Annotated in this window: 10 protein-coding genes; 6 read left to right on the top strand and 4 right to left on the bottom strand. The window is 71.1% G+C overall.

The window, feature by feature from the left end; translation table 11 throughout:
- Window positions 1–3: 3 nt before the first annotated feature.
- Window positions 4–2,619: a glycoside hydrolase family 78 protein gene (locus tag ACYVO6_RS13725; protein WP_461060826.1), complete on the top strand. Its 2,616-nt coding sequence runs from the start codon at window positions 4–6 to the stop codon at window positions 2,617–2,619.
- An 8-nt stretch (window positions 2,620–2,627) separates the two neighbouring features.
- On the opposite strand, the gene ACYVO6_RS13720 is transcribed toward ACYVO6_RS13725, so the two are convergent.
- Complete coding sequence (locus ACYVO6_RS13720) at window positions 2,628–3,806, bottom strand: fumarylacetoacetate hydrolase family protein (RefSeq protein WP_461060824.1); 1,179 nt, start codon at window positions 3,804–3,806, stop codon at window positions 2,628–2,630.
- Window positions 3,803–6,688: a glycoside hydrolase family 2 TIM barrel-domain containing protein gene (locus tag ACYVO6_RS13715; RefSeq protein ID WP_461060822.1), complete on the bottom strand. Its 2,886-nt coding sequence runs from the start codon at window positions 6,686–6,688 to the stop codon at window positions 3,803–3,805. The genes ACYVO6_RS13720 and ACYVO6_RS13715 overlap by 4 nt, the downstream gene beginning before the upstream one ends.
- 71 nt (window positions 6,689–6,759) lie before the next feature.
- On the opposite strand from ACYVO6_RS13715, the gene ACYVO6_RS13710 reads away from it, so the two are divergent.
- Window positions 6,760–8,601 carry a beta-L-arabinofuranosidase domain-containing protein gene (locus ACYVO6_RS13710; protein ID WP_461060820.1) on the top strand — a complete coding sequence of 614 codons (1,842 nt, stop codon included), beginning with the start codon at window positions 6,760–6,762 and terminating at the stop codon, window positions 8,599–8,601.
- A gap of 67 nt (window positions 8,602–8,668) precedes the next feature.
- Here ACYVO6_RS13710 and ACYVO6_RS13705 read toward each other — a convergent pair whose 3' ends face one another.
- Window positions 8,669–11,344 (bottom strand): alpha-L-rhamnosidase, encoded by a 2,676-nt coding sequence (locus ACYVO6_RS13705; protein ID WP_461060818.1) that lies wholly within the window; start codon window positions 11,342–11,344, stop codon window positions 8,669–8,671.
- 261 nt (window positions 11,345–11,605) lie between these two features.
- Between ACYVO6_RS13705 and ACYVO6_RS13700 the strand changes: the two genes are divergently transcribed.
- The 4 genes from ACYVO6_RS13700 to ACYVO6_RS13685 are packed head-to-tail and all read left to right on the top strand — an operon-like array spanning window position 11,606 to window position 17,728.
- Window positions 11,606–13,327: a glycoside hydrolase family protein gene (locus ACYVO6_RS13700; protein WP_461060816.1), complete on the top strand. Its 1,722-nt coding sequence runs from the start codon at window positions 11,606–11,608 to the stop codon at window positions 13,325–13,327.
- On the top strand, window positions 13,324–14,730 hold the full coding sequence (locus tag ACYVO6_RS13695) for a glycoside hydrolase family 28 protein (protein WP_461060814.1): 1,407 nt from the start codon (window positions 13,324–13,326) through the stop codon (window positions 14,728–14,730). Before ACYVO6_RS13700 ends, ACYVO6_RS13695 begins: the two co-directional genes overlap by 4 nt.
- Window positions 14,727–16,076, top strand: a complete 1,350-nt coding sequence (locus tag ACYVO6_RS13690) for a glycoside hydrolase family 28 protein (protein ID WP_461060812.1) — start codon at window positions 14,727–14,729, stop codon at window positions 16,074–16,076. Before ACYVO6_RS13695 ends, ACYVO6_RS13690 begins: the two co-directional genes overlap by 4 nt.
- A complete protein-coding gene (locus ACYVO6_RS13685) occupies window positions 16,073–17,728 on the top strand; it encodes an acyltransferase (protein WP_461060810.1) in 1,656 nt (551 codons plus the stop codon). The genes ACYVO6_RS13690 and ACYVO6_RS13685 overlap by 4 nt, the downstream gene beginning before the upstream one ends.
- Here the strand turns inward: ACYVO6_RS13685 and ACYVO6_RS13680 are convergent.
- Complete coding sequence (locus ACYVO6_RS13680; protein WP_461060808.1) at window positions 17,640–19,781, bottom strand: hypothetical protein; 2,142 nt, start codon at window positions 19,779–19,781, stop codon at window positions 17,640–17,642. The two genes, ACYVO6_RS13685 and ACYVO6_RS13680, sit on opposite strands and share 89 nt — an antisense overlap.
- Between the last annotated feature and the right edge of the window lie 30 nt (window positions 19,782–19,811).

Genomic DNA, 19,811 nt, shown 5'->3' with positions numbered 1-19,811 from the left:
CCCGTGTCTGTCGGACTCCCCCGTGTCATGACCGTCACCGCCGAGCACCACCGCGAGCCCCTGGGCATCGGCGAGCCCCGCCCCCGGCTGTCCTGGACGGTCGAGACCGACCGGCCCGAGTGGCGTCAGGCCGCATACGAGATGGAACTGCGGGATGCGGAAGGGAGGTTGACGGGCACCGGCCGCGTCGAGAGCGGTGAGAGTGTGCTCGTGCCGTGGCCCGAGCGGGCCGCTCCGCTCGTCTCGCGGGAGCGCCGCGGGATACGGGTGCGGGTGTGGGGTGAGGACGGGTCCGTGTCCGAGTGGAGCTCCTCGCTCACCGTCGAGGCGGGTTTGCTGCGGCCCGCCGAGGACGTCACGGCCGCGATGATCGCGCCGGACATCCCGGACGCGACCCCCGCGAGCGAGCGGCCGGTGCTGCTGCGCGGCGAGTTCGAGCTCCCCTCCGCCCCCGTCTCGGCTCGTCTGTACGCCACCGCGCACGGCCTGTACACGCTGGAGCTCAACGGTGCTCAGGTCGGCGACCAGGTGCTCGCCCCGGGATGGACGAGCTACCACCACCGGCTGCGCTACGCGACGTACGACGTGACCGAACTGCTGCACAGCGGGCCCAACGCGGTCGGCGCGTGGCTCTCGGACGGCTGGTTCCGGGGCCGTATCGGATTCCAGGGCGGGGTGCGCGCGTACTACGGAGCCGAACTCGCCCTGCTTGCCCAGCTCGAAGTGCGGTGCGCGGACGGCAGCCTGATGGTCTTCGGCACCGGGCCCGACTGGCAAGCGGCACATGGCCCGTTGCTCGCTGCGGGCATCTACGACGGCGAGGAGTACGACGCACGGCTGGCTCGACCCGGCTTCTCCCGGGCCGGGTTCGACGCCTCGGACTGGCATCCCGTGCGGGCCGTCGCCCGTGACCGTGGCACGCTCGTCGCGCCTACCGGCCCGCCGATGCGCCGCACAGAGGAAATCGCACCCGTACGGGTCCTCACCTCGCCGAGCGGTCGGACGATCCTCGACTTCGGCCAGAACCTCGTCGGCCGCCTGCGTATCCGGCCGCCCCGTGGACCGGCCGACACCACGATCACGCTGCGCCACGCGGAGGTGCTCCAGGACGGCGAGTTGTGCACGCGCCCGCTGCGCGACGCCGCGGCCACCGACCGCTGCACCCTCGATGGCACCGGCGGGTCGTGGGAGCCGCGGTTCACCTTCCACGGTTTCCGGTACGCCGAGGTCACCGGCTGGCCCGGCACGCTCGCGCCCGGAGACGTCACTGCTCAGGTGCTGCACACGGACATGCGGCGCACCGGCTGGTTCGAGTGCTCCGATCCGCTCCTGAACCGGCTGCACGAGAACGTGGTGTGGTCGATGCGCGGCAACTTCCTCGACGTACCCACGGACTGCCCGCAGCGCGACGAACGCCTGGGCTGGACCGGCGACCTTCAGGTCTTCGCGCCCACCGCGTCCTTCCTCTACGACTGCTCCGGCATGCTCACCTCCTGGCTGGCTGATCTGTCGGCGGAGCAGTACGCGGACGGCACCGTGCCGTTCTTCGTGCCGACCCTGGAGGCGGAGGCGTGGAAGCCGGACTGGGCGCCGTCGTGGCCCGCGGCGGTGTGGGGGGATGTGGCGGTGCTCGCGCCGTGGACGTTGTACGAGCGGTTCGGTGACGCCGGTGTGCTGCGGGCCCAGTACCCGAGTGCCCGGGCCTGGGTGGAGCTCGTCGCCTCGCGCCTGGACGCCAAGGGGCTGTGGAGCGAGGGCCGGCAGCTCGGCGACTGGCTCGACCCGGCCGCGCCGCCCGAGGACCCCGGGCGTGCGCTGACCGATCCGCATCTTGTCGCCTCGGCGTATTTCGCCCAGTCCGCAAGGCGGATGGCGGATACGGCGCGGGTGATCGGCGAGGCCGCCGACGCACGCCGGTACGCGGACCTCGCGGCCGCCACCCGTACGGCCTTCACCGAGCGTTATCTGGCCTCCGGCGGGAGGCTGACCTGCGACACCCAGACCGCGTATGCGCTCGCGCTCACCTTCGGCCTGCTGCCGAGGGCCCGGGTCCGTGGCGCCGCAGCCCGTCTCGCGCATCTGGTGCGGAAGGCCGGGCACCGGATCGCCACCGGGTTCGCGGGCACGCCCGCGGTGTGCGACGCCCTGGCGGACGGCGGTGAGCTGGACACGGCGTACCGGCTGCTGATGCAGCGCGAGTGTCCCTCGTGGCTGTATCCGGTCACGCAGGGCGCGACCACGGTGTGGGAGCGCTGGGACAGTCTGCTGCCCGACGGTTCGGTCAATCCGGGCGAGATGACCTCGTTCAACCACTACGCCCTGGGCGCCGTCGCGGACTGGCTGCACCGCACGGTGGGCGGGCTCTCCCCTGCGGCGCCGGGCTACCGCCGGATCCGGATCGCACCCCGCCCGGGCGGCGGTCTCACGCAGGCCCGGGCCCGGCATCTGACGCCGTACGGTCTGGCGGAGAGCTCCTGGGAGATCGAGCGGGGCCGGCTGACCGTGACGGCGGTGGTGCCGCCGGGCACCACCGCGCTGATCGATCTGCCGGGCGGTGGCAGCCCGGCCCAAGTGGGCAGCGGTACGCATCGGTTCACGACGGACGCACCGGTCGGCTGAGACCGGTCTCAGAGCAGCCCCCTCGACGCGAGGTTGCGCATCAGGGCGCCGATGCCCGTCTGCCACGGCGGGGCGTCCTGGCTCGTGGTCACCTGGTTGACGAGTGCGCCAAGGCGCGGGCTGCTGATGGTCACGAGGTCCCCCCGGTGGTGGGTGAAGCCCACGCCGGGGGCGTCGCGGTCCTCGGTCGGTGCGAACAGCGTCCCGGTGAACAGCACGAAGCCGTCCGGGTGTTGGTGGTGCGGTCCGTGGGCCGCGGCCACCAGGTCGAGCACATCACGGCTGATCTCGCGCATCGAGCTGCTGCCGCGCAGCACGAAGCCGTCGGCGCCCTCCACGCGTAGGGCGATCTCCAGCTGCCGTACGTCGTCGAGGGTGAAGCCGTCGTCGAGGAGCCGGATGAACGGTCCGACCGCGCAGGAGGCGTTGTTGTCCTTCGCGCGCGGCAGCAGCAGTGCGCTGCGGCCTTCCACGTCGCGGAGGTTGACGTCGTTGCCGAGCGTCGCGCCGCGTACCGTGCCGCGGCTGTCGACGACGAGTACGGCCTCCGGCTCGGGGTTGTTCCACTGTGATTCGGCGAGCACGCCGATCGCGTCGCCGGTGCCGACGGCGGAGAGCACGGGCGCCTTGGTGAAGATCTCCGGATCGGGCCCGATGCCGACTTCCAGGTACTGCGACCACAGACCCTCGGCGACCAGGACCTCCTTGGCTTTAGCGGCCTGCGCCGAGCCGGGCACGATCCGGTCGATGGCGGCGCCGACCGTCTGCCGTATGTGTTCGCGTACGCGTCCGGCGCGGGCCGCGTCGCCCTCGGAGCGCTCTTCGATGACCCGCTCGAGAAGGCTGCGGGCGAACGTGACGCCCGCCGCCTTGATGACCTGGAGGTCGAGCGGTGCGAGCAGTCGGGGCGCGTCCGGGTCCCGGTGCGTCGTACCGTGCAGCAGTACGTCGAGGGGCCATGCGCGTCCGCCCGGCGCCGAGCGCACCACGGCGGCCGCGTCCTCGCGTTCGAGGAGGCACGAGACGGTGGGCGCGTGCTCGCTGAGGTCGACGAGGACGTCGCCGCGCACGGCGGCCACGCAGGGTCCGTTCCACTCGGGGTCGTACACCCGGGCGACGAGTGCGGCGGCCGGTGCGTCGGTGGGCAGTACCGAAGCGGGCGACAGGGCCGGGGCGGGTGCGGTCATGAGGATTCTCCTTGCGGCAGCGCGCGGAAGGTGAGCGCGAAGTCGGTCTCGGTGATGGCGAGTTGGTGCTCGGGCAGAGGACCCGGTCCGCAGGACGCACTGCCGAGGCCGTGCTGGGCGAGATCCAGGTGGACGTACAGGCGGTCGCGTTCCACCAGGTCGACGGTGTGCCGGGCGGCGTCCAGGTCCTCGCTGGTCCAGCGGCGGACGGTGAGACCGAAGTGAGGTGCGCCCGTCACGTGCAGCCCTTCGCCGGTGTGCGGGTCGGTGAGCTCGGCCCAGCGAACCTGGGCGCGGTGGCCGTTCTCCTGGGGATGGACGTACGGGGTCTGCAGCTCGGCCACGCGGGCGGTGAACAGACCTACGCGCGCGGCCTGTTCACTGTCGGGGTAGGCCTCGCCCGGGCCTTTCCCGAACCAGCGGACCTGGTCGTACGCAGGGGGAAGCTCCAGCCGGATGCCGAGCCGTGGCAGCCACAGTCCGTCCCACGGGCCTTCGGGGGTGACGTGCAGGGCGAGCCGCAGCTCATTCCCCGTGTCGGTCCAGGTCCACCGGGCGCGCAGGGCACGGGCCGTGCCGTCCGCGGCTGTCCTGGTCTCGATGACGGTGCGACCCTCGGCGTGCTGAACGGAGACCGTGCGGGTCCGCATGCGGTCGAGACCGGCCCGACGCCAGTCCTTGGCCACCGAGTTGGGTCCCATGCCGCGGTCGTTGTCGGTGGGTGCGCGCCAGAGGTCCAGGCGGATGCCGTCGAGCAGGAGTGGGCCGAGGGCGGTAGGCATGCCGGTGCGGGGGTGGAAGATCGTCCGGGCACTCAACGCCCTTACGGATTCGGGGGGTTGAGGAGCCCGGCCGACCGGGAACTGTGCCCAGGCCACCTCATGCCCCGAGTCCGCCCATGCCCGGTCCTCGGCGAGCCTCGCCCGAACGGTCAGCCACAGCTCACCCACCGGGTCGGCCGGCACGGGAAGCGCGCCGAGAGTGGCATCGGCTGACGTCCTGGCCGGGACGTGCGGCACCTTCAGTTCGCCGTCCGCGACCGGCACTCCCTCGTCCTCCAGGGTCCAGGTGAACCGCAGATGTGACAGGTCGGCGAAGGCCTGCCGGTTGGTGATGCGCAGCCGGCCCTCGCCAGGATCGCCGTCGATCGCCACGGTCGCGTACACCTGCTTGAGTTCGGTGAGTCCCGGCGACGGCGTGCGGTCAGGGAACACCAGGCCGTCCACGCAGAAGGTCCCGCCATTGGGGCTGTCGCCGAAGTCGCCTCCGTACGCGAAGTACTCGCGGCCGTCCTCGGTGCGGCGGCGCAGACCGTGATCGATCCACTCCCAGACGAAGCCGCCCTGGCAGCGCGGGTGGCGCTCGAAGACCTCCTGGTACGCGGCGAGCGAGCCGGGGCCGTTGCCCATGGCGTGGGCGTACTCGCAGAGCAGGAAGGGCAGGGCGCGCCGCCGCTCCTCCAGGGCGGGGTCGTCGGCGGTCTCGGGCGGGGTGTCCTCGATGCGTTGCCCGATGCGGTCGACCTCGGGGACGGGGGCGTACATCAGGCTGTAGAAGTCGGAGTGCCGGTAGGTGCGGTCGCGTTCGTAGTGCACAGGGCGGGCGGGGTCACGGGTGCGGACGTAGTCGGCGAGGGCGGTGAGGCCGCGGCCGTGGTCGCTCTCGTTGCCGAGAGACCAGATGATCACGCTCGGGTGGTTCTTGTCCCGCTCGACCATGCGGCGCATACGGTCGAGCAGCATCGGCTGCCAGTCCGGGTCGTCGAGAGGGTTGCCGCGCCAGTCGGCGTGGATGAAGCCATGGGTCTCGATGTCGCACTCGTCCATCACCCACAGGCCGAGTTCGTCGCACAGGTCGAGGAAGGCCGGGTGGGGCGGGTAGTGGGCGGTGCGTACGGCGTTGATGTTGTGCTGCTTCATCAGGAGCAGGTCCGCGCGCATGGTTGCGAGGTCGAGGGCGCGTCCGTGGTCGGGGTGGTGCTCGTGGCGGTTCACCCCGCGCAGGAGCAGGGGTACGCCGTTGACGGTGAGCAGTCCGTCGACCAGGGCGACGGTACGGAAGCCGATGCGCAGGTCGATGCGTTCGCCGGCGGTGGTCAGCTGGGCGTCGTAGAGACGTGGTGTCTCGGCCGTCCACGGGTCGACCGGTCCGACGGCGAGGTCCTGGCCGGTGGGCGCGTCCACGCCCAGTTCGGGAACCGTGAGGTGGGCGGGGGCGTCGGTGTCGACGCGCAGGGTGCCGTGGCCGGTGGTGTGGTCGTAGGACGCGTGCACGAACAGGTCGTCGACGGCTTGTGCGGGGCGTTCGACGAGGGTCACTTCGCGGAAGATGCCGGGCAGCCACCACATGTCCTGGTCCTCCAGATAGCTGCCGGATGACCAGCGGTGCACGCGTACGGCAAGGACGTTGGTGCCCTCGCGCAGGGCGTGATCCACGTCGAACTCGGTGGGCAGGCGACTGCCCTTGGAGGTGCCGAGCTCCTGTCCGTTGAGCCAGACGCGGAAGCAGGAGTCGACGCCCTCGAAGCGAAGGACGGTGCCAGGGCGGTGCCAGCCGACGGGCAGGTCGAAGTCGAGGCGGTGGTCGCCGGTGGGGTTCTCGGCCGGGACATGCGGAGGGTCGATCGGGAAGGGGTACGCGGTGTTGGTGTAGCGCGGTATGCCATGGCCTTGCAGAACCCAGTGCGAAGGCACCGGCAGCGTTGTGAAGTCGGCGCCTGGCGGCTCGGCGCCGAGGAAATCCAGGGGCGCGCTGTCGGGTCCCGGTGAGAGCCGGAAACGCCAAGTGCCGCTGAGGTCCAGTCGGTTGACGTCCGAGGTGAAGGCCGCTCTGGGTGCACGGCGGCCTGTGCCGGGGGCGAGGTCTTCGTAGTACGGCAGCATCAGCCGGTCTCCCTCGGGTGGTGGTGGAGGCGGGGTTGACGAGCGGTGGCACGGGCGGGCTCTCTGGTGGCATGCCACCTTTGAGGGAGTTCCCCGCCGATCGTGTCCGTCTGCTGTCCGGTCTCGGCCGGATCGACTACACCGAGCTGCCCAACCCCTTCCAGCGCCGGCTCGGCCTGGTGCGCGGCTATCTGATGAGCCTCGACTCCGGGCAGCTGCTGAGGAGTTACGTGTACGAGGCGGGTGTCTTCGCGCCTGGTGCGCCGCCCGACTCCGGGGCCCGGCACGGCGGTTGGGAGGCGCTCGACTCGCAGCTTCGCGGTCATTTCCTGGGCCACTGGCTGTCCGCCGCGGCCCGGCTCGTTGCCCAGACCGGGGATGCGGAGCTGCGGGCGAAGGCCGAGGGGATCGTGGAGCGGCTGGCCGGTCTGCAGCGCGAGAACGGCGGCGAGTGGGTGTTCTCGATCCCGGAGAAGTATCTGCACCGCATCGCCGCCGGGAAGCCGGTGTGGGCTCCGCACTACACCGTGCACAAGACGCTGATGGGGTTGCTCGACGCGTATCGCCATCTCGGCAGCGCGACGGCCCTGGAGACCGTGGCGAACGCGGCGCACTGGTTCCACCGCTGGACGGGACGCTTCACGCGCACCGAATTCGACGACATCCTCGACCACGAGACGGGCGGCATGCTCGAGGTGTGGGCCGACCTGTACGGCATCACGGGCGAGGCGGCCCACCTGGAGCTGCTGCACCGCTACGACCGGCCGCGTCTCTTCGACGCGCTGCTCGCCGGGGACGATCCGCTCACCAACCGGCACGCCAACACCACGGTGCCCGAGGCGCTCGGCGCGGCCCGGGCTTATGAGGTGACCGGGGAGAAGCGGTGGCGCGAAGTGGCCGCGGCGTACTGGCGGTGCGCGGTGACCGACCGCGGGCAATTCGCCACGGGCGGGCAGACAAGCAACGAGGTGTGGACTCCACCGCATGCGTTCGCGGCAAGGCTCGGCCTCCACACGCAGGAGCACTGCGTCGTGCACAACATGATGCGCCTGGCCCATGTACTGCTGCGCTGGACCGGCGAGGCGCAGTACGCCGACTACATGGAACTCAACCTGTACAACGGCCTGTTGGCGCAGCAACACCCGCGCACCGGGATGCCCGCCTACTATCTGCCACTGCGGCCCGGCGCGCACAAGAAGTGGGGCACACCCACGAAGAGCTTCTGGTGCTGCCACGGCACGATGGTCCAGGCGCACACCCTGCACAACGCCCACGTCTACTACGCGGCTGACGACGGGGTGGCGGTGTGCCAGTACATTCCGTCGACGCTGCGGTGGGACGTCAGCGACATGGATGACCTGGAGCTCACGCAGCGGCCCGACCCGGAGGTGGGCACGCATATCGCCGCGCACGGGGAGCGGGGTGCGGTCGAGCGGCCGGGGCGCTCGGTCGTCGAGCTGACGGTGCGGGCGCGGCGTCCGGTCCGGTTCACGCTTGGTCTGCGCATACCGGAGTGGGTCGCGGGCCCGGTGAGTCTGACGGTCAACGGGCAGGCGCAGTCCGCCACTTCGGCCGACGGGTTCGTGCGCCTGGACCGGGAGTGGCACGAGGATCGCGTACGCCTCGAACTGCCTCGGGGCCTGCGCGCCGTACCGCTGCCGGACCGCCCGGAGGCCGTGGCGTTCCGCGACGGCCCGGTGGTGCTCGCCGGACTGTGCGACGAGGAGCGGCAGTTGACCGGGGACGTCGAGCGGCCCGAGACGCTCCTTTACGCGGACGAGGAGCGCGATCCGTTCGCCTGGCGCGGATCGTGGCGGGCGCGCGGTCAAGGCAGCGGGCTGCGTTTTGTGCCGTTGCACGAGGTGGAGGACGAGGCGTACGCCGTGTACTTCCCGGTCACGCCTCACCCGTGAGCGGTCACAGCCGGGCCGTGAGCCCTTCCTCCCCGGACGTGAGCTGTTACGCCTCGGCCTTGAGCTGTTACGCCCCGGCCGTGAACCTCCAGGTGCCGGGCCCGGCTTCGTACCGGGCCCGGTCCCCTGCGACACCGAGCGCACGGGCGCCCTCCGGTGCGGGCCCGGGCTTCCAGCCCTCCTCCAGCGGCAGCTCGACAAGGGCCGGCGCGCCGGGCGGCACGGTGACGTCGAGGACGAAGCCGCCGTCCGTTCGCCGCCAGGTGCTGCGGACCCGGCCGCGCGGGGTGTCGTACCAGGCGTCGGCATGGGTGAGGTCTCCTACTGGGACGGGACGTACGACGATGCGCGCGAAGGCGACCGAGTCATCGGCCTGGCCGATGCCGGCGAGGCGGGCGTAGAACCACTCCTCGACGGCGCCGAGCATGAAGTGGTTCTGGGACGAGCCGCGCGTCGGCCCGTCCCAGCGCTCGGTGAGCGCGGTCGCGCCATGGGCGATCTGATAGCCGTAACTCGGGCTGTCGGTGCGGCTCACGAGGTCGTGGACCACGTCGTCACGGCCGTACGCGGACAGCGCACGCAGCAGGGACGGCAGCGCGATCTCGCCGACGGTCACGTGGTTCCCCGCGTCGCGTACGCCTGAAATGAGCTGTTCGAGGACGGCGGCGCACTCTTCGGGCGGCACCAAGCCGGCCTCCAGGGCCAGGGCGTTGGCGGCCTGGCTGCCCGTCGCGTAGGTGTGCCGGTCCCGGTCGAGGAAGGCGTCGTTGAACGCGTGCTTGATGCGCTCGGCAAGCCGCGCATGGCGCTCGGCGTCCGCGTCCTCGCCGAGCAGCGCGGCGATCCGCGCCAGGGTGGCGGCGAGGCGGTGATAGGCGACGGTGGCGGTGACGGCCTTGGGCGTGGAGTCGTCGAAGGCCATCCAGTCGCCCAGACCGTGAGAAAGCAGATCGCCGTCGGCGCGCGTGGCCAGGTGGTCCAGGTAGCGGCACATGTGCGGGTAGTACGTGCTGAGCGTGGTGGTGTCGCCGTACGTGCGGTACAGCCACCACGGGACGAGGACGATCGCGCCGCCCCAGTTGGGGTCGTCGCGGAACTTGTCCTCGAAGACCTTGTACTCGGGCGCGATGTCCGGCACCAAGCCCGTTTCCGTCTGTGCGTCGGCCATGTCGCGTACGAGCTTGCGGGCGTACGCGGCGACGTCGTAGTTGTTCGCGACTGCCGGGAAGACCAAGTGGGCCTGTTCGAGCCAGCCGAGCTTCTCGCGGTGCGGGCAGTCGGTGAGCAGCGAGTACATGTTGGACTGCACGGCGCGGTCGGTGATGCGGTGGATCGCGTTGAAAAGCTCGTCGGAGCAACGGAAGCCGCCCGCAGGCGCGTTGGCCGTGCGCAGTACCTGGGCGCGCACCGTGTCCGCTGTCGGCGGGTGGGGCAGGCCTTCCACCTGTACGTAGCGGAATCCGTGGTAGACGGTCTGCGGATGCCACACCTGCGGGCCGTCGCCGCCCAGGGTGTAGGCGTCGTAGCAGGGGCGGCCGGTGAAGCGCTGGTTGACGGTGCCGTCCTCGTGCAGGAGCTCGGCGGGGCGCAGCACGACGGTGGTACCGGGGTCGCCGGTGACACGCAGTTCGGGGCGGCCGGCGATGTTGACACCGAAGTCGACGACGTGGACGCCGGGTTGGGGCTCCGTGACGGACACGGCCGTGAGTTCCTCGACGACCTCGACCGGCGGATGCGTACGGGCGCTGAGGGTGGCGGCGGGAGCGGGAGCGAGGACGGCCGGGCGCCAGACATCGCTTCGTGCGCCGGAGTGGTCGCGCCCGGCGTCCGGGGTGTCCCAGCCGGGCAGGGCGGCGCGTGCGTCGTGGTCCTCGCCGCCGAACCAGTCGGAGAGCGTGATCGGCCCTGGCGCGGTACGCCAGGAGGCGTCGCTGGTGATGTGGCGTACGGTGCCGTCGCTGTGTTCGATCCGCAGCAGCGCGAGCAGTTTCGGCAGTCCGTAGCTGACGCGCAGCTTCTGGTAGCGGCCCTGGACGCGGGGTATGTGGGCCATGCCGCCGGCCAGGACGAAACCTGCCGTGTTGGCGCCGGGCCGCAGCAGGCCGGTGATGTCGTACGTGGCGTACAGAAGCCGTTCGTCGAAAGCGGTGCATCCGGGTTCGAGCTCGGCCCGGCTGGTCGGGACACCGTTGACGCCGGCGACATACAGGCCCAGGGCGCAGGCGTGGAGCCGGGCGCTGCGCACCGGCCCGTCGAGGCTGAAGTCGACGGCGAGGAGCGGGAGTCGACGCTCGGGGTCGTGCTCCTCGGTGGCGGGCGGAGCCCAGTCGGGGGCGGTGATCCACTGTGCGCCCGCCCAGTCTGCGCGGCCGAGCAGGCCCGTCTCCCAGATCGCCGTCTCACTCCACGCGGAGGGCTCGCTGCCGCCCTCCTCCCAGGTGCGCACCCGCCAGTGGGCGCGCTGTGACGGTCCGAGCGCCTTGCCCGCGTAGGTCACACAGGTGTGGCGCGCACCCGGGGTGCGGCCGCTGTCCCACAGGTCGGGGGCGTCGGCGGCGAGGGCATCGGGCGTGGAGGCGACCTGGATCTGGTAGTCGCTCTGGGGTCTGGAGGCAGGCCGCCAGGACAGGCCCGGGCGTTCGGTGTCGATGCCGAGCGGGTCGTGCAGGTATCCGGTGCGCAGGGCCGTGGGCGCGGGTGCACCTCCCGAGGGGGCGGCGGCGCCGGTCTCGCGGACTGTCATCTCGCGTCTCCTGTCTGCCCGTTGCCGAATCGGACGCTGCCTGCTTCCTGCCCGCTCGCATGGGGTGGCATACCACCTGACCGGCCACGGAGCAGCGATCAAGCAGAAGCTACGACCCGCACCTCGCACCGTCAACACCAGCGCCTGAACAGGGAGTTGATGGCCGCCCACCCGCGCACGTCCCCTTGACCACGGCCTTGAGCCCTCATACCGTCGACGGAAATCTTCTTCGTCCGGACCTCAGAGACGGTGTGACGGACCATGAGTGGCATACCGGCAACACTCCTCCTGGAGGAACGCGCCGAGCGGGCGATGAACGCGGTCGTCGGCCTCGCGGACCCCGACCTCGGCCACATCCCCTTCTTCAGCGCCGACCTGCTCTCCGAGCCCGCGACGCTCAGCCATGGCGACTACGACTACGGCTCGAGCCACGGCCGGCTCACCGACGCCTGTGTCCTGGCCCGGCAGATGACCGGTGGGTCGTGGTGGCGTCAGACCGAGGACCGCTACAAGGCGACCCTGCTCGATCTGCTCGGCGAGGACGGGCTGACGTACCGCCGCGCCCATCCGCGCGGCCACTGGCTTCCGCACGCGAACCTCATCGATCAGCGCGCGACGCTGCTCGCGCTCACGACCTGGTATCTCGACGACGGCGACGAGCGGCCGCGGCAGGCCGCCGACCGGCTGGTCGCCGCGCTGAAGCGGATCGCCGTCAAGGAACGCGACTCCTGGTACTTCCCCGCGTCCGAGTACACGCCGGACGGCTGGCCGTCGGCCAACGCGGTGCATCTGCGTCTGGCGCCCGACCCGGCCACGTTCTGCGGGCGACTGATCATGCCGTTGCTCCGGCACCACCAGGCCACCGGCAACGAGGTCGCGCTCGAACTGTGCGGCTGGTTCGCCCGGTTGATCACGGCGAAGAGCGGGGTGTTCCGCCCCGACGGCTCCTTCAACGACGCCCTGGCCTACCGCAGCGGTCACTTCCACACCCGTCTCGGCACCCTCGATGGCCTCGCCCGCTATGCGGCCTTCACCGGGGACCACGCCCTGACCCAGTTCGTCCGGGCCCCCTTCGAGTGGGCCCTCGGCCAGGCCACCGCGTTCGGCTGGACGCCCGGCGACCTGGCGGGCCAGCGCTTCGAGCACGAGACCTGCTCGCTCGTCGACCTGATCGGTGTCGGCACGGCGCTCGCCCAGTCCGGACACACGGCCTACTGGGGCGTCGTCGAACGCTTCCTGCGCAATCACCTCACCGCCTCCCAGCTGGACGACACCGACTGGGTGCGCTCGGCGCCCGACCGCTCCCTCGACATCCCCGGCTGGCAGACGCACCACCGGGTCGGTGAACGCGTCAAGGGAGCGTTCGCCGGCTACGGGGCGCCCAACGACTACGTCTGCGACGCGGTGCTCGGCCGCGGCCACACCAGCGATGTGCAGGCCTGCTGTGTCGGCTCGGGGGTGCGGGGCCTGTACACCGGCTGGAACGCGACCGTCACCGGCGACGAACAGCTCGTCCGCGTCAATCTGCTCCTGAGCAGGGGCCATCGCCTCGTCGATGTGCTCAGCCATCTCCCGTACGAGGGGCGCGTCGACCTCGATGTCCATCGCGACTGCCGTGAACTGCGTGTGCGTGTGCCCGAGTGGGCGGGTTACGCCCATGTCCGCCTGACCCGGCACCCGGTGTCCGGCCCGGCGACGACGGCCGCGGGCCATGAGCCCGGTGCGTGGGCGCCGGACGGCTGTCTGCGGGTGGAGCGCCCACGGGCCGGTGAGCGGATCACTGTCACGTTCCCCACGGTCGAATCAACGACGACCGAGACGGCGGCGGGTCAGGAGTACCGCACGAGGTGGCGCGGCGACGACGTCGTCGGCATCGAACCGCAGGGCCGCTCCCGGCCCCTCTACAGTCCGCGCACCCTGGAGCCCAAGGCACCGGAGCGCACCTACACCCTTCACGTACCGGAAAGGGAGTGGTCCTGGTGAACCGTGCGGGAAGACCGCCCGGCAGAAGGACGTTCGTGCTCGGCTCGGCCGCGCTCCTGACGGCCGTCGCGACCGGCACCGCCGCGGCGCGGCAGCACACCGTCGACGCTCGGGCGGCGGAGATCCTCGCGCGGGTGCGGCCGCCGCGCTTCCCGCGCCGCACCGTCCGTATCACCGACTTCGGCGCCGTCGGCGACGGCACGACCGACTGCACCGACGCCATCCGGGACGCGATCGCTGCCTGTCATACGGCGGGCGGTGGCCGGGTCGTGGTGCCCGCCGGCACGTACCTCACCGGGGCGGTGCATCTGAAGGACCGCATCGACCTGCATCTGCAGGAGGGCGCCACGTTGCGGTTCAGCCGGGATCCGGCCGCGTATCTCCCGGCGGTGTACACCCGCTACGAGGGCATCGAGTGCTACAACTACTCGCCGTTCGTGTACGCCCGCGGCTGCCGCTCCATCGCGCTCACGGGCAGCGGCACGATCGACGGTCAGGCGGACGCCACCCACTGGTGGGACTGGACCAAGGGCGTCGACGGCGGCACGTCCCCGGAGCGCGTCGAGAAGGACGCGCTGCGTGCCTGGGCCGAGCAGGGTGTGCCGGTGGAGCAGCGGATGTTCGGCGAGGGCCACCATCTGCGCCCGAATCTCATCCAGTTCTACGCATGCAGTGATGTGCTCATCGAGGGGATCACCGTCAAGGACTCCCCCATGTGGAACATCCACCCGGTGCTCTGCCGCAACGTCACCGTGCGCGGTGTCACCGTGGACAGCCCGCATGGCCCCAACAACGACGGCTGCAATCCGGAGTCCTGTGCGTATGTGCACATCAAGGACTGCTCGTTCGACACCGGCGACGACTGCATCGCCTTCAAGGCCGGACGGGACGCGGACGGCCGGCGGGTGAACGCCCCCTGCCATCACGCCCTGATCGAGGACTGCCGGATGCGCGACGGGCACGGCGGCATCACCATCGGCAGCGAGATGACGGGCGGGGTGAGCGACATCGTCGCCCGCGACTGCCACATGGACAGCCCGCAGCTGGACCGTGCGCTGCGCATCAAGTCCAATCCGATGCGCGGCGGTTACATCAGGGATGTCTTCTTCGAGGGCATCACGGTCGGTGCCGTCGGGGACGCCGTGATCGAAATGGCGCTCAACTACGAGAACATCGACACCGGCCCCTACTACCCGGACGTGCGCGACATCTCCGTAAACGGCCTGACCGCCGCTTCGGGGCCGCTCGCCTGGAATCTGCTCGGCAACCCGGCCAACCCGATCCGCGCCGTCACCTTCCGCAACTGCGCCTTCGACGGCATCACGGACGGCTACACGTCCACCCATGTGGAAGGCCTGATGCTGCGCGGGGTCACGGTCAACGGCCAGGAGGTGCGGGCGTGAGCACCACCTACGGTGTGCCGGACGCACGGGCCCGGGCGCGCGCACAGGCCGACGCCATCGCCGCGCGCGTGATGCCGCCGCGTTTCCCCGCCCGGGACTTCCCCGTCACGCGCTACGGCGCGGTCGGCGACGGTGCCACGGACTGCACGGCCGCGTTCCGCGACGCCGTCGACGCCTGCCACAAGGCGGGCGGCGGACGGGTCTCGGTGCCCGCGGGCACCTACGCCACCGGACCGATCCGGCTGCGCAGCAACGTGGAACTGCATGTGGCGGCCGGTGCCAGGCTCGCGTTCAGCCGTGACCCTTCCGCATATCTGCCGCCGGTCCTCACCCGCTTCCAGGGCGTCGAGTGCTACGGCTACTCCCCGCTCGTCTATGCCTGCGACGAGGAGAACATCGCCGTCACGGGCGCGGGCGTGCTCGACGGACAGGCCGACGACGAGCACTGGTGGACCTGGTCGGGCCAGCGCGAGTTCGGCTGGCGGCCCGGTATGCCGCAGCAGGAGGACGACTGGCCGCGGCTGTGGGAGCAGGCGGAGCGGGGCGAGGCGGTGGAGCGGCGGGTGTACGCCGAGGGCGCGCACTTCCGGCCCAACTTCCTTGAGACGTACCGCTGTCGCAATGTGCTGATCGAAGGCGTGACGTTCGTACGCTCCCCGATGTGGGTGATGCACCCGGTGCTCAGCACCAACGTCACCGTGCAGAACGTCACCGTCGACTCCATCGGCCCGAACAACGACGGCTGCGATCCGGAGTCCTGCCGGGACGTGGTCATCCGCGGCTGCACCTTCACCGCGGGCGACGACTGCATCGCCATCAAGTCCGGCCGCGAGGCCGACGGGCGCCGGGTGAACGTGCCGAGCGAGAACATTCTCATCGAGGACTGCGAGATGCGGCACCGCTACGGTGCGATCACCTTGGGCAGCGACATGACGGGCGGCATCCGCAATGTGTTCGCGCGCCGCTGCCGTATCGGCGGTCCCGGCCTGTACTTCGGCCTGTACATCAAGACCAATTCGGTACGCGGCGGCTACGCGCAGAACATCCAGCTGGACGACATCACGGTCACGCATCTCACCAAGGAGTTCCTCACCTGCGACTTCGACCGGGGTGAGGGCGACACCGGGCGGTATCCGCCGCGTGTGGCGGACATCGGCGTACGGAACGTCACGGTCGATGTGGCCCGCCGGGCGGTGCTCGCCCGGGGTTACGCACATGCCCCGATCCGTGAACTGCGCCTGGTCGACTGCACGTTCGGTGACATGGCGGACGCCGACATCGTGCGCCACGTCGAGGGCCTGGCCGAGGACGGGGTCACCTACCGGAACGGACGGCGGCCCCGATGACCACCGAGCCTGATCCGATGCCGGGCCGGCCCGGACGCCACGACTACTGCCCCTGGGAATACTTCGGTTCCGCCACCGCCGAGGAGCGCGCGACACAGAGCGCATGGCAGAAGCAACTGTCGCTGCTGTGCGGCGAGTTGGACCTGCAGGGTGACGTGTACGTCTCCCCTTCAGCGGGCGTCCACGCCGATCGTCTCCACCTCGGCAACCGCTCGTACATCGCCGCGCACGCCTACGTCACGGACGAGCTGACCGCGGGCCGCGACTGCACCGTCAACCCGTACGCCGTCGTCCGCGGCCGGGTCCGCATGGGGAACGCCGTCCGCTTGGGTGCGCACAGCTCGCTGCTGGGCTTCAATCACTCGATGGCGCCCGACCTGCCCGTGCACAAACAGCCGTTGACGAGTGCCGGGATCGAGATCGGCGACGATGTGTGGATCGGTTCGCATGTCGTCGTCTGCGACGGCGTCACCATCGGGGACCACTGCGTGATCGGCGCCGGCGCCGTGGTGACGAAGGATCTGCCGCCCTGGTCGGTCGCGGCGGGCAATCCGGCCCGGCGGCTGCGCGACCGGCGTGACACTCCGACGGCGTCGGCGCCCGCGCGCGGCGGCACGACGCTCGAGGCCCGTCTGGAACGGTTCGGGGAGCGGGCCCGCGAGCAGGCGGCGGATGTCCTCGACCGCTGTCTGACCCAGGACGCCGACGGAGTGCCGCGGTACACGGACCGGCCGGGCAAGCCCATCACCGTACGAGCGCAATGCGACGCGGCCGAGATCGCGGCGCTGCTCCTGGACGCACCTCCGCCCGGTGTCGGCGAACCGGCGGCCGCACTGCGCGAGTTGCAGGATCCGCGGACAGGTCTTGTCCCCGAATTCGGGGCCGCACCCGCATCCCTGGACGACGATGCGGCGCTCTATCACATCCTGTGCGTCGGCTACGCTCTCCAGCTGCTCGGCACGGGCTTCGCGCACCCCGTCCACGCCGTCCACGAGCTCGGACCCGAGCAGCTCACGGCGCGCCTCGACGCGCTGCCGTGGCCGGAACAGGCCTGGCGCTGCGGGCACTGGGTGGACGGCGTGAGCACGGCGATGTGGATCAACAGTCAGCATTTCGGCCTGAGTTCGCCGACGGTCGACACGCTCTTCGGGTGGATGCTCACCCACGCGGACCCCGTGCACGGACTGTGGGGCGCCCCGCGAGCGAAGGACCGCTGGCTGCAGCCCGTCAACGGCTTCTACCGGCTGACCCGGGGCACGTTCGCCCAGTACGGTCTGCCGCTCCCCTACCCGGAGCGAACGGTCGACACCGTCCTCACCCACAGCACCGACCCGGCCTTCTTCGGCACGGACCGCGGCAACGCCTGCAACGTCCTCGACGTCATCCACCCCTTGTCGCTGTGCGCCCGCCAGACCACGCACCGCATCGAAGCGGGCCGCGACTGGGCGCGCCGACAGCTTGAGCGGGTGCTCGGCGTCGGCTGGCAGGACGGGGCGGGCTGCAGCTTCGCACTCACCCCGGGCACCGAACCGGGCCTGCAGGGAACGGAGATGTGGCTCGCGATCACCTGGCTGCTCGCCGAGCATCTGGGGCTGTCCGGGGCTCTCGACTACCGCCCCAAGGGCGTGCATTGTCCGGAGCCCGCAGCCTGAGCGCGGCGGACAACGGCTGCGCCGTGACCCAGGACGGGTTCCACGTGTTGCTCGCGCCGCGCTGCTGCCAGTGCGTGGGGAAGAAGCCCTCGGCCTGCTCGCCAGGAAGGTCGAAGCCCCAGTCGCCGGGCCGGGTGCAGATGCCCTGGCCCATGGCGTGCACGATCAGGTCGGCCAGCCGCACGTAGTCCTCGCGGCCGGTGTCCTGGCCGAAGCGGGAGAGTTCGTACGCGGGGAAGAAGACGTCGACGTGGTGGTTCTGGACGCTGACGCCGGGCCAGCCGACGGCCGAGAAGCCTCGCTCGGCGAAGGACGAGCCTTGCGGGTAGGGCGGGTTCCACTGGTAGACCCAGGTCAGCAGCCAGTCGGCGGCCGGTACCGCCCATTGCTCGTGCTCCGGCGCGCGGGTCTGGCGCCACAGCTCGTACGCGCACTGGAAGAAGGCCATCCCGCTCTCCTTGTCCTCGCAGTGCGCGTCGAGGGTTGCGAAGGCGAACGGGGTCGCGTAGTCGTCGGCGAACGCGGCCTGACTGCGCTCCAGGAGGCGTACGGCCTTCTCGCGCCGGCGGTCGGAGCCCGTGACCCGCTCGGCCTTCAACAGGGCCAGTACGCACGGGAGTCCGGCGGCCCCGGGGGCATCCGGCAGCGGTCGTCCGTCGTCGGTGGACCAGCCGAGCGGCACCAGCGTGTCCGTCTCGCTCACGGCGTCGAGGCCCTCCTCGAGGGCGCGCCGCCAGTGCTGGGGCACGTCAAGGCCGTGGTCGCGGCGCAGCACGATCAGGTCGGCGAGGTCGCCGAGGGCCTCGCCGTAGGCGCGCGAGGACACGAAGGGCCGGCCGTCGCGTTCGAACGAGGTCCAGCGGCCGTCGGTGAGGAGATAGGTGCTCGCCCGCAGACCGGGCGCGAGGCCGTCGGCTGAGCCTGCGGAGAGGTAGAAGTCGGCGGCGCGACGGCCGCGTTCGACGCGCCAGGGTTCGTCCCGGTCCAGGCCGAGGCGGGTGTCGCACCACGCCAGCTTGAGGCACTGGCCGGTCCAGCCGTAGAGGAACGCGGGCTCGTGTCCCGGACCCGGGCGGCCGGGATCCGGTGCGGTGAACTTCAGGTATCCGGCCACGCCGTCGTCCGTCTCGTACCAACGCCGGTCCAGCGCCTGCGTCTTGAGCTCGATGATCCGGTCAAGGGAGTGCGGGCGGGCGCCTCGGGGCTCGTACAGGCGCAAGCCTTCGTGCACCAGGTTCCGGAAGCCGTGGCCGGGGCTGGACGGGTGTCCCCAGTGCAGGGCGTGCCGCGTCGTGAGGGCGGCGCCCGGGGTGAGTTCGCGGTAGCCGTGCGGGTGGGGCGAGGTGGTCGTCTTGTGGGTGTACGCGACATCCGGCTCGCCGTTGAACATGACGGGGCCGCTGAGCGCGAGGAGCGAGGTCCGGTCGCCGCTGACGGCGCCGAGTGAACCGGCGCCCGGGGCAAGGGAGTAGAGGGTCACGAAGCGCGCCTGCGATCCCGCGCGCCATTCCGCGTGCGCGGCGGGGACGGGCAGGCGGTGGTCCTCCACGACAAGGCCCCTGTGCGGGCCGACTCCGAGGCGGGGGACGGTGCGGTCGGGGTCGGCGGACGGGTTGCCCCGGTAGAGGACCTGCGGCAGCGTCACGGACGTGGCGTCGGCGCCCGGGGTGGGCAGCGGGAGCGCGAGGCCCACGGTGAGGTCTGTCAGGAGGTGCTCGGAGAGGTTGCGCCAGGTGACCTCGACGACGAGCACGGATTGCGCGAAGGCGAGCTCCGCGCGCACTTCGAGCGGGCCGACCGTGCAGTGGACGGTGATCCGGCGCTCGGTCGACTCGACGGCGATATGGCGCGCACCGGGCGCGGCAAGGCTCCACGGCCTCGCCGTGCAGACGACGAACAGATCGTCCAAGTCGATCTCCGTGTACGGCCCGGACTCGCCCGCCGCAAACGCCTTCTCCCCCAGCCGCAGGCGCAGGCCGGAGTCGGTTTCGAGCACGTCGAGCACGAGGACGCCTTGCACCAGCCTGTGTGTGCGCACGGCGAGTTCACCCATCGAAGCCCTCCCGGAGTTCTCAACCACCCA

The sequence above is a fragment of the Streptomyces pseudoechinosporeus genome (assembly GCF_054783935.1).
The sequence above is the reverse complement of the archived record's forward strand: the minus strand, read 5'-3'. Positions and strand labels throughout refer to the sequence as shown.

What these genes read in the sequence shown, in the direction of transcription:
- ACYVO6_RS13720 (WP_461060824.1), bottom strand. Translation starts at nt 3,806, where the DNA reads ATGACCGCACCCGCCCCGGCCCTGTCGCCCGCTTCGGTACTGCCCACC.
- ACYVO6_RS13715 (WP_461060822.1), bottom strand. Translation starts at nt 6,688, where the DNA reads ATGCTGCCGTACTACGAAGACCTCGCCCCCGGCACAGGCCGCCGTGCA.
- ACYVO6_RS13710 (WP_461060820.1), top strand. Translation starts at nt 6,760, where the DNA reads ATGCCACCTTTGAGGGAGTTCCCCGCCGATCGTGTCCGTCTGCTGTCC.
- ACYVO6_RS13705 (WP_461060818.1), bottom strand. Translation starts at nt 11,344, where the DNA reads ATGACAGTCCGCGAGACCGGCGCCGCCGCCCCCTCGGGAGGTGCACCC.
- ACYVO6_RS13700 (WP_461060816.1), top strand. Translation starts at nt 11,606, where the DNA reads ATGAGTGGCATACCGGCAACACTCCTCCTGGAGGAACGCGCCGAGCGG.
- ACYVO6_RS13685 (WP_461060810.1), top strand. Translation starts at nt 16,073, where the DNA reads ATGACCACCGAGCCTGATCCGATGCCGGGCCGGCCCGGACGCCACGAC.
- ACYVO6_RS13680 (WP_461060808.1), bottom strand. Translation starts at nt 19,781, where the DNA reads ATGGGTGAACTCGCCGTGCGCACACACAGGCTGGTGCAAGGCGTCCTC.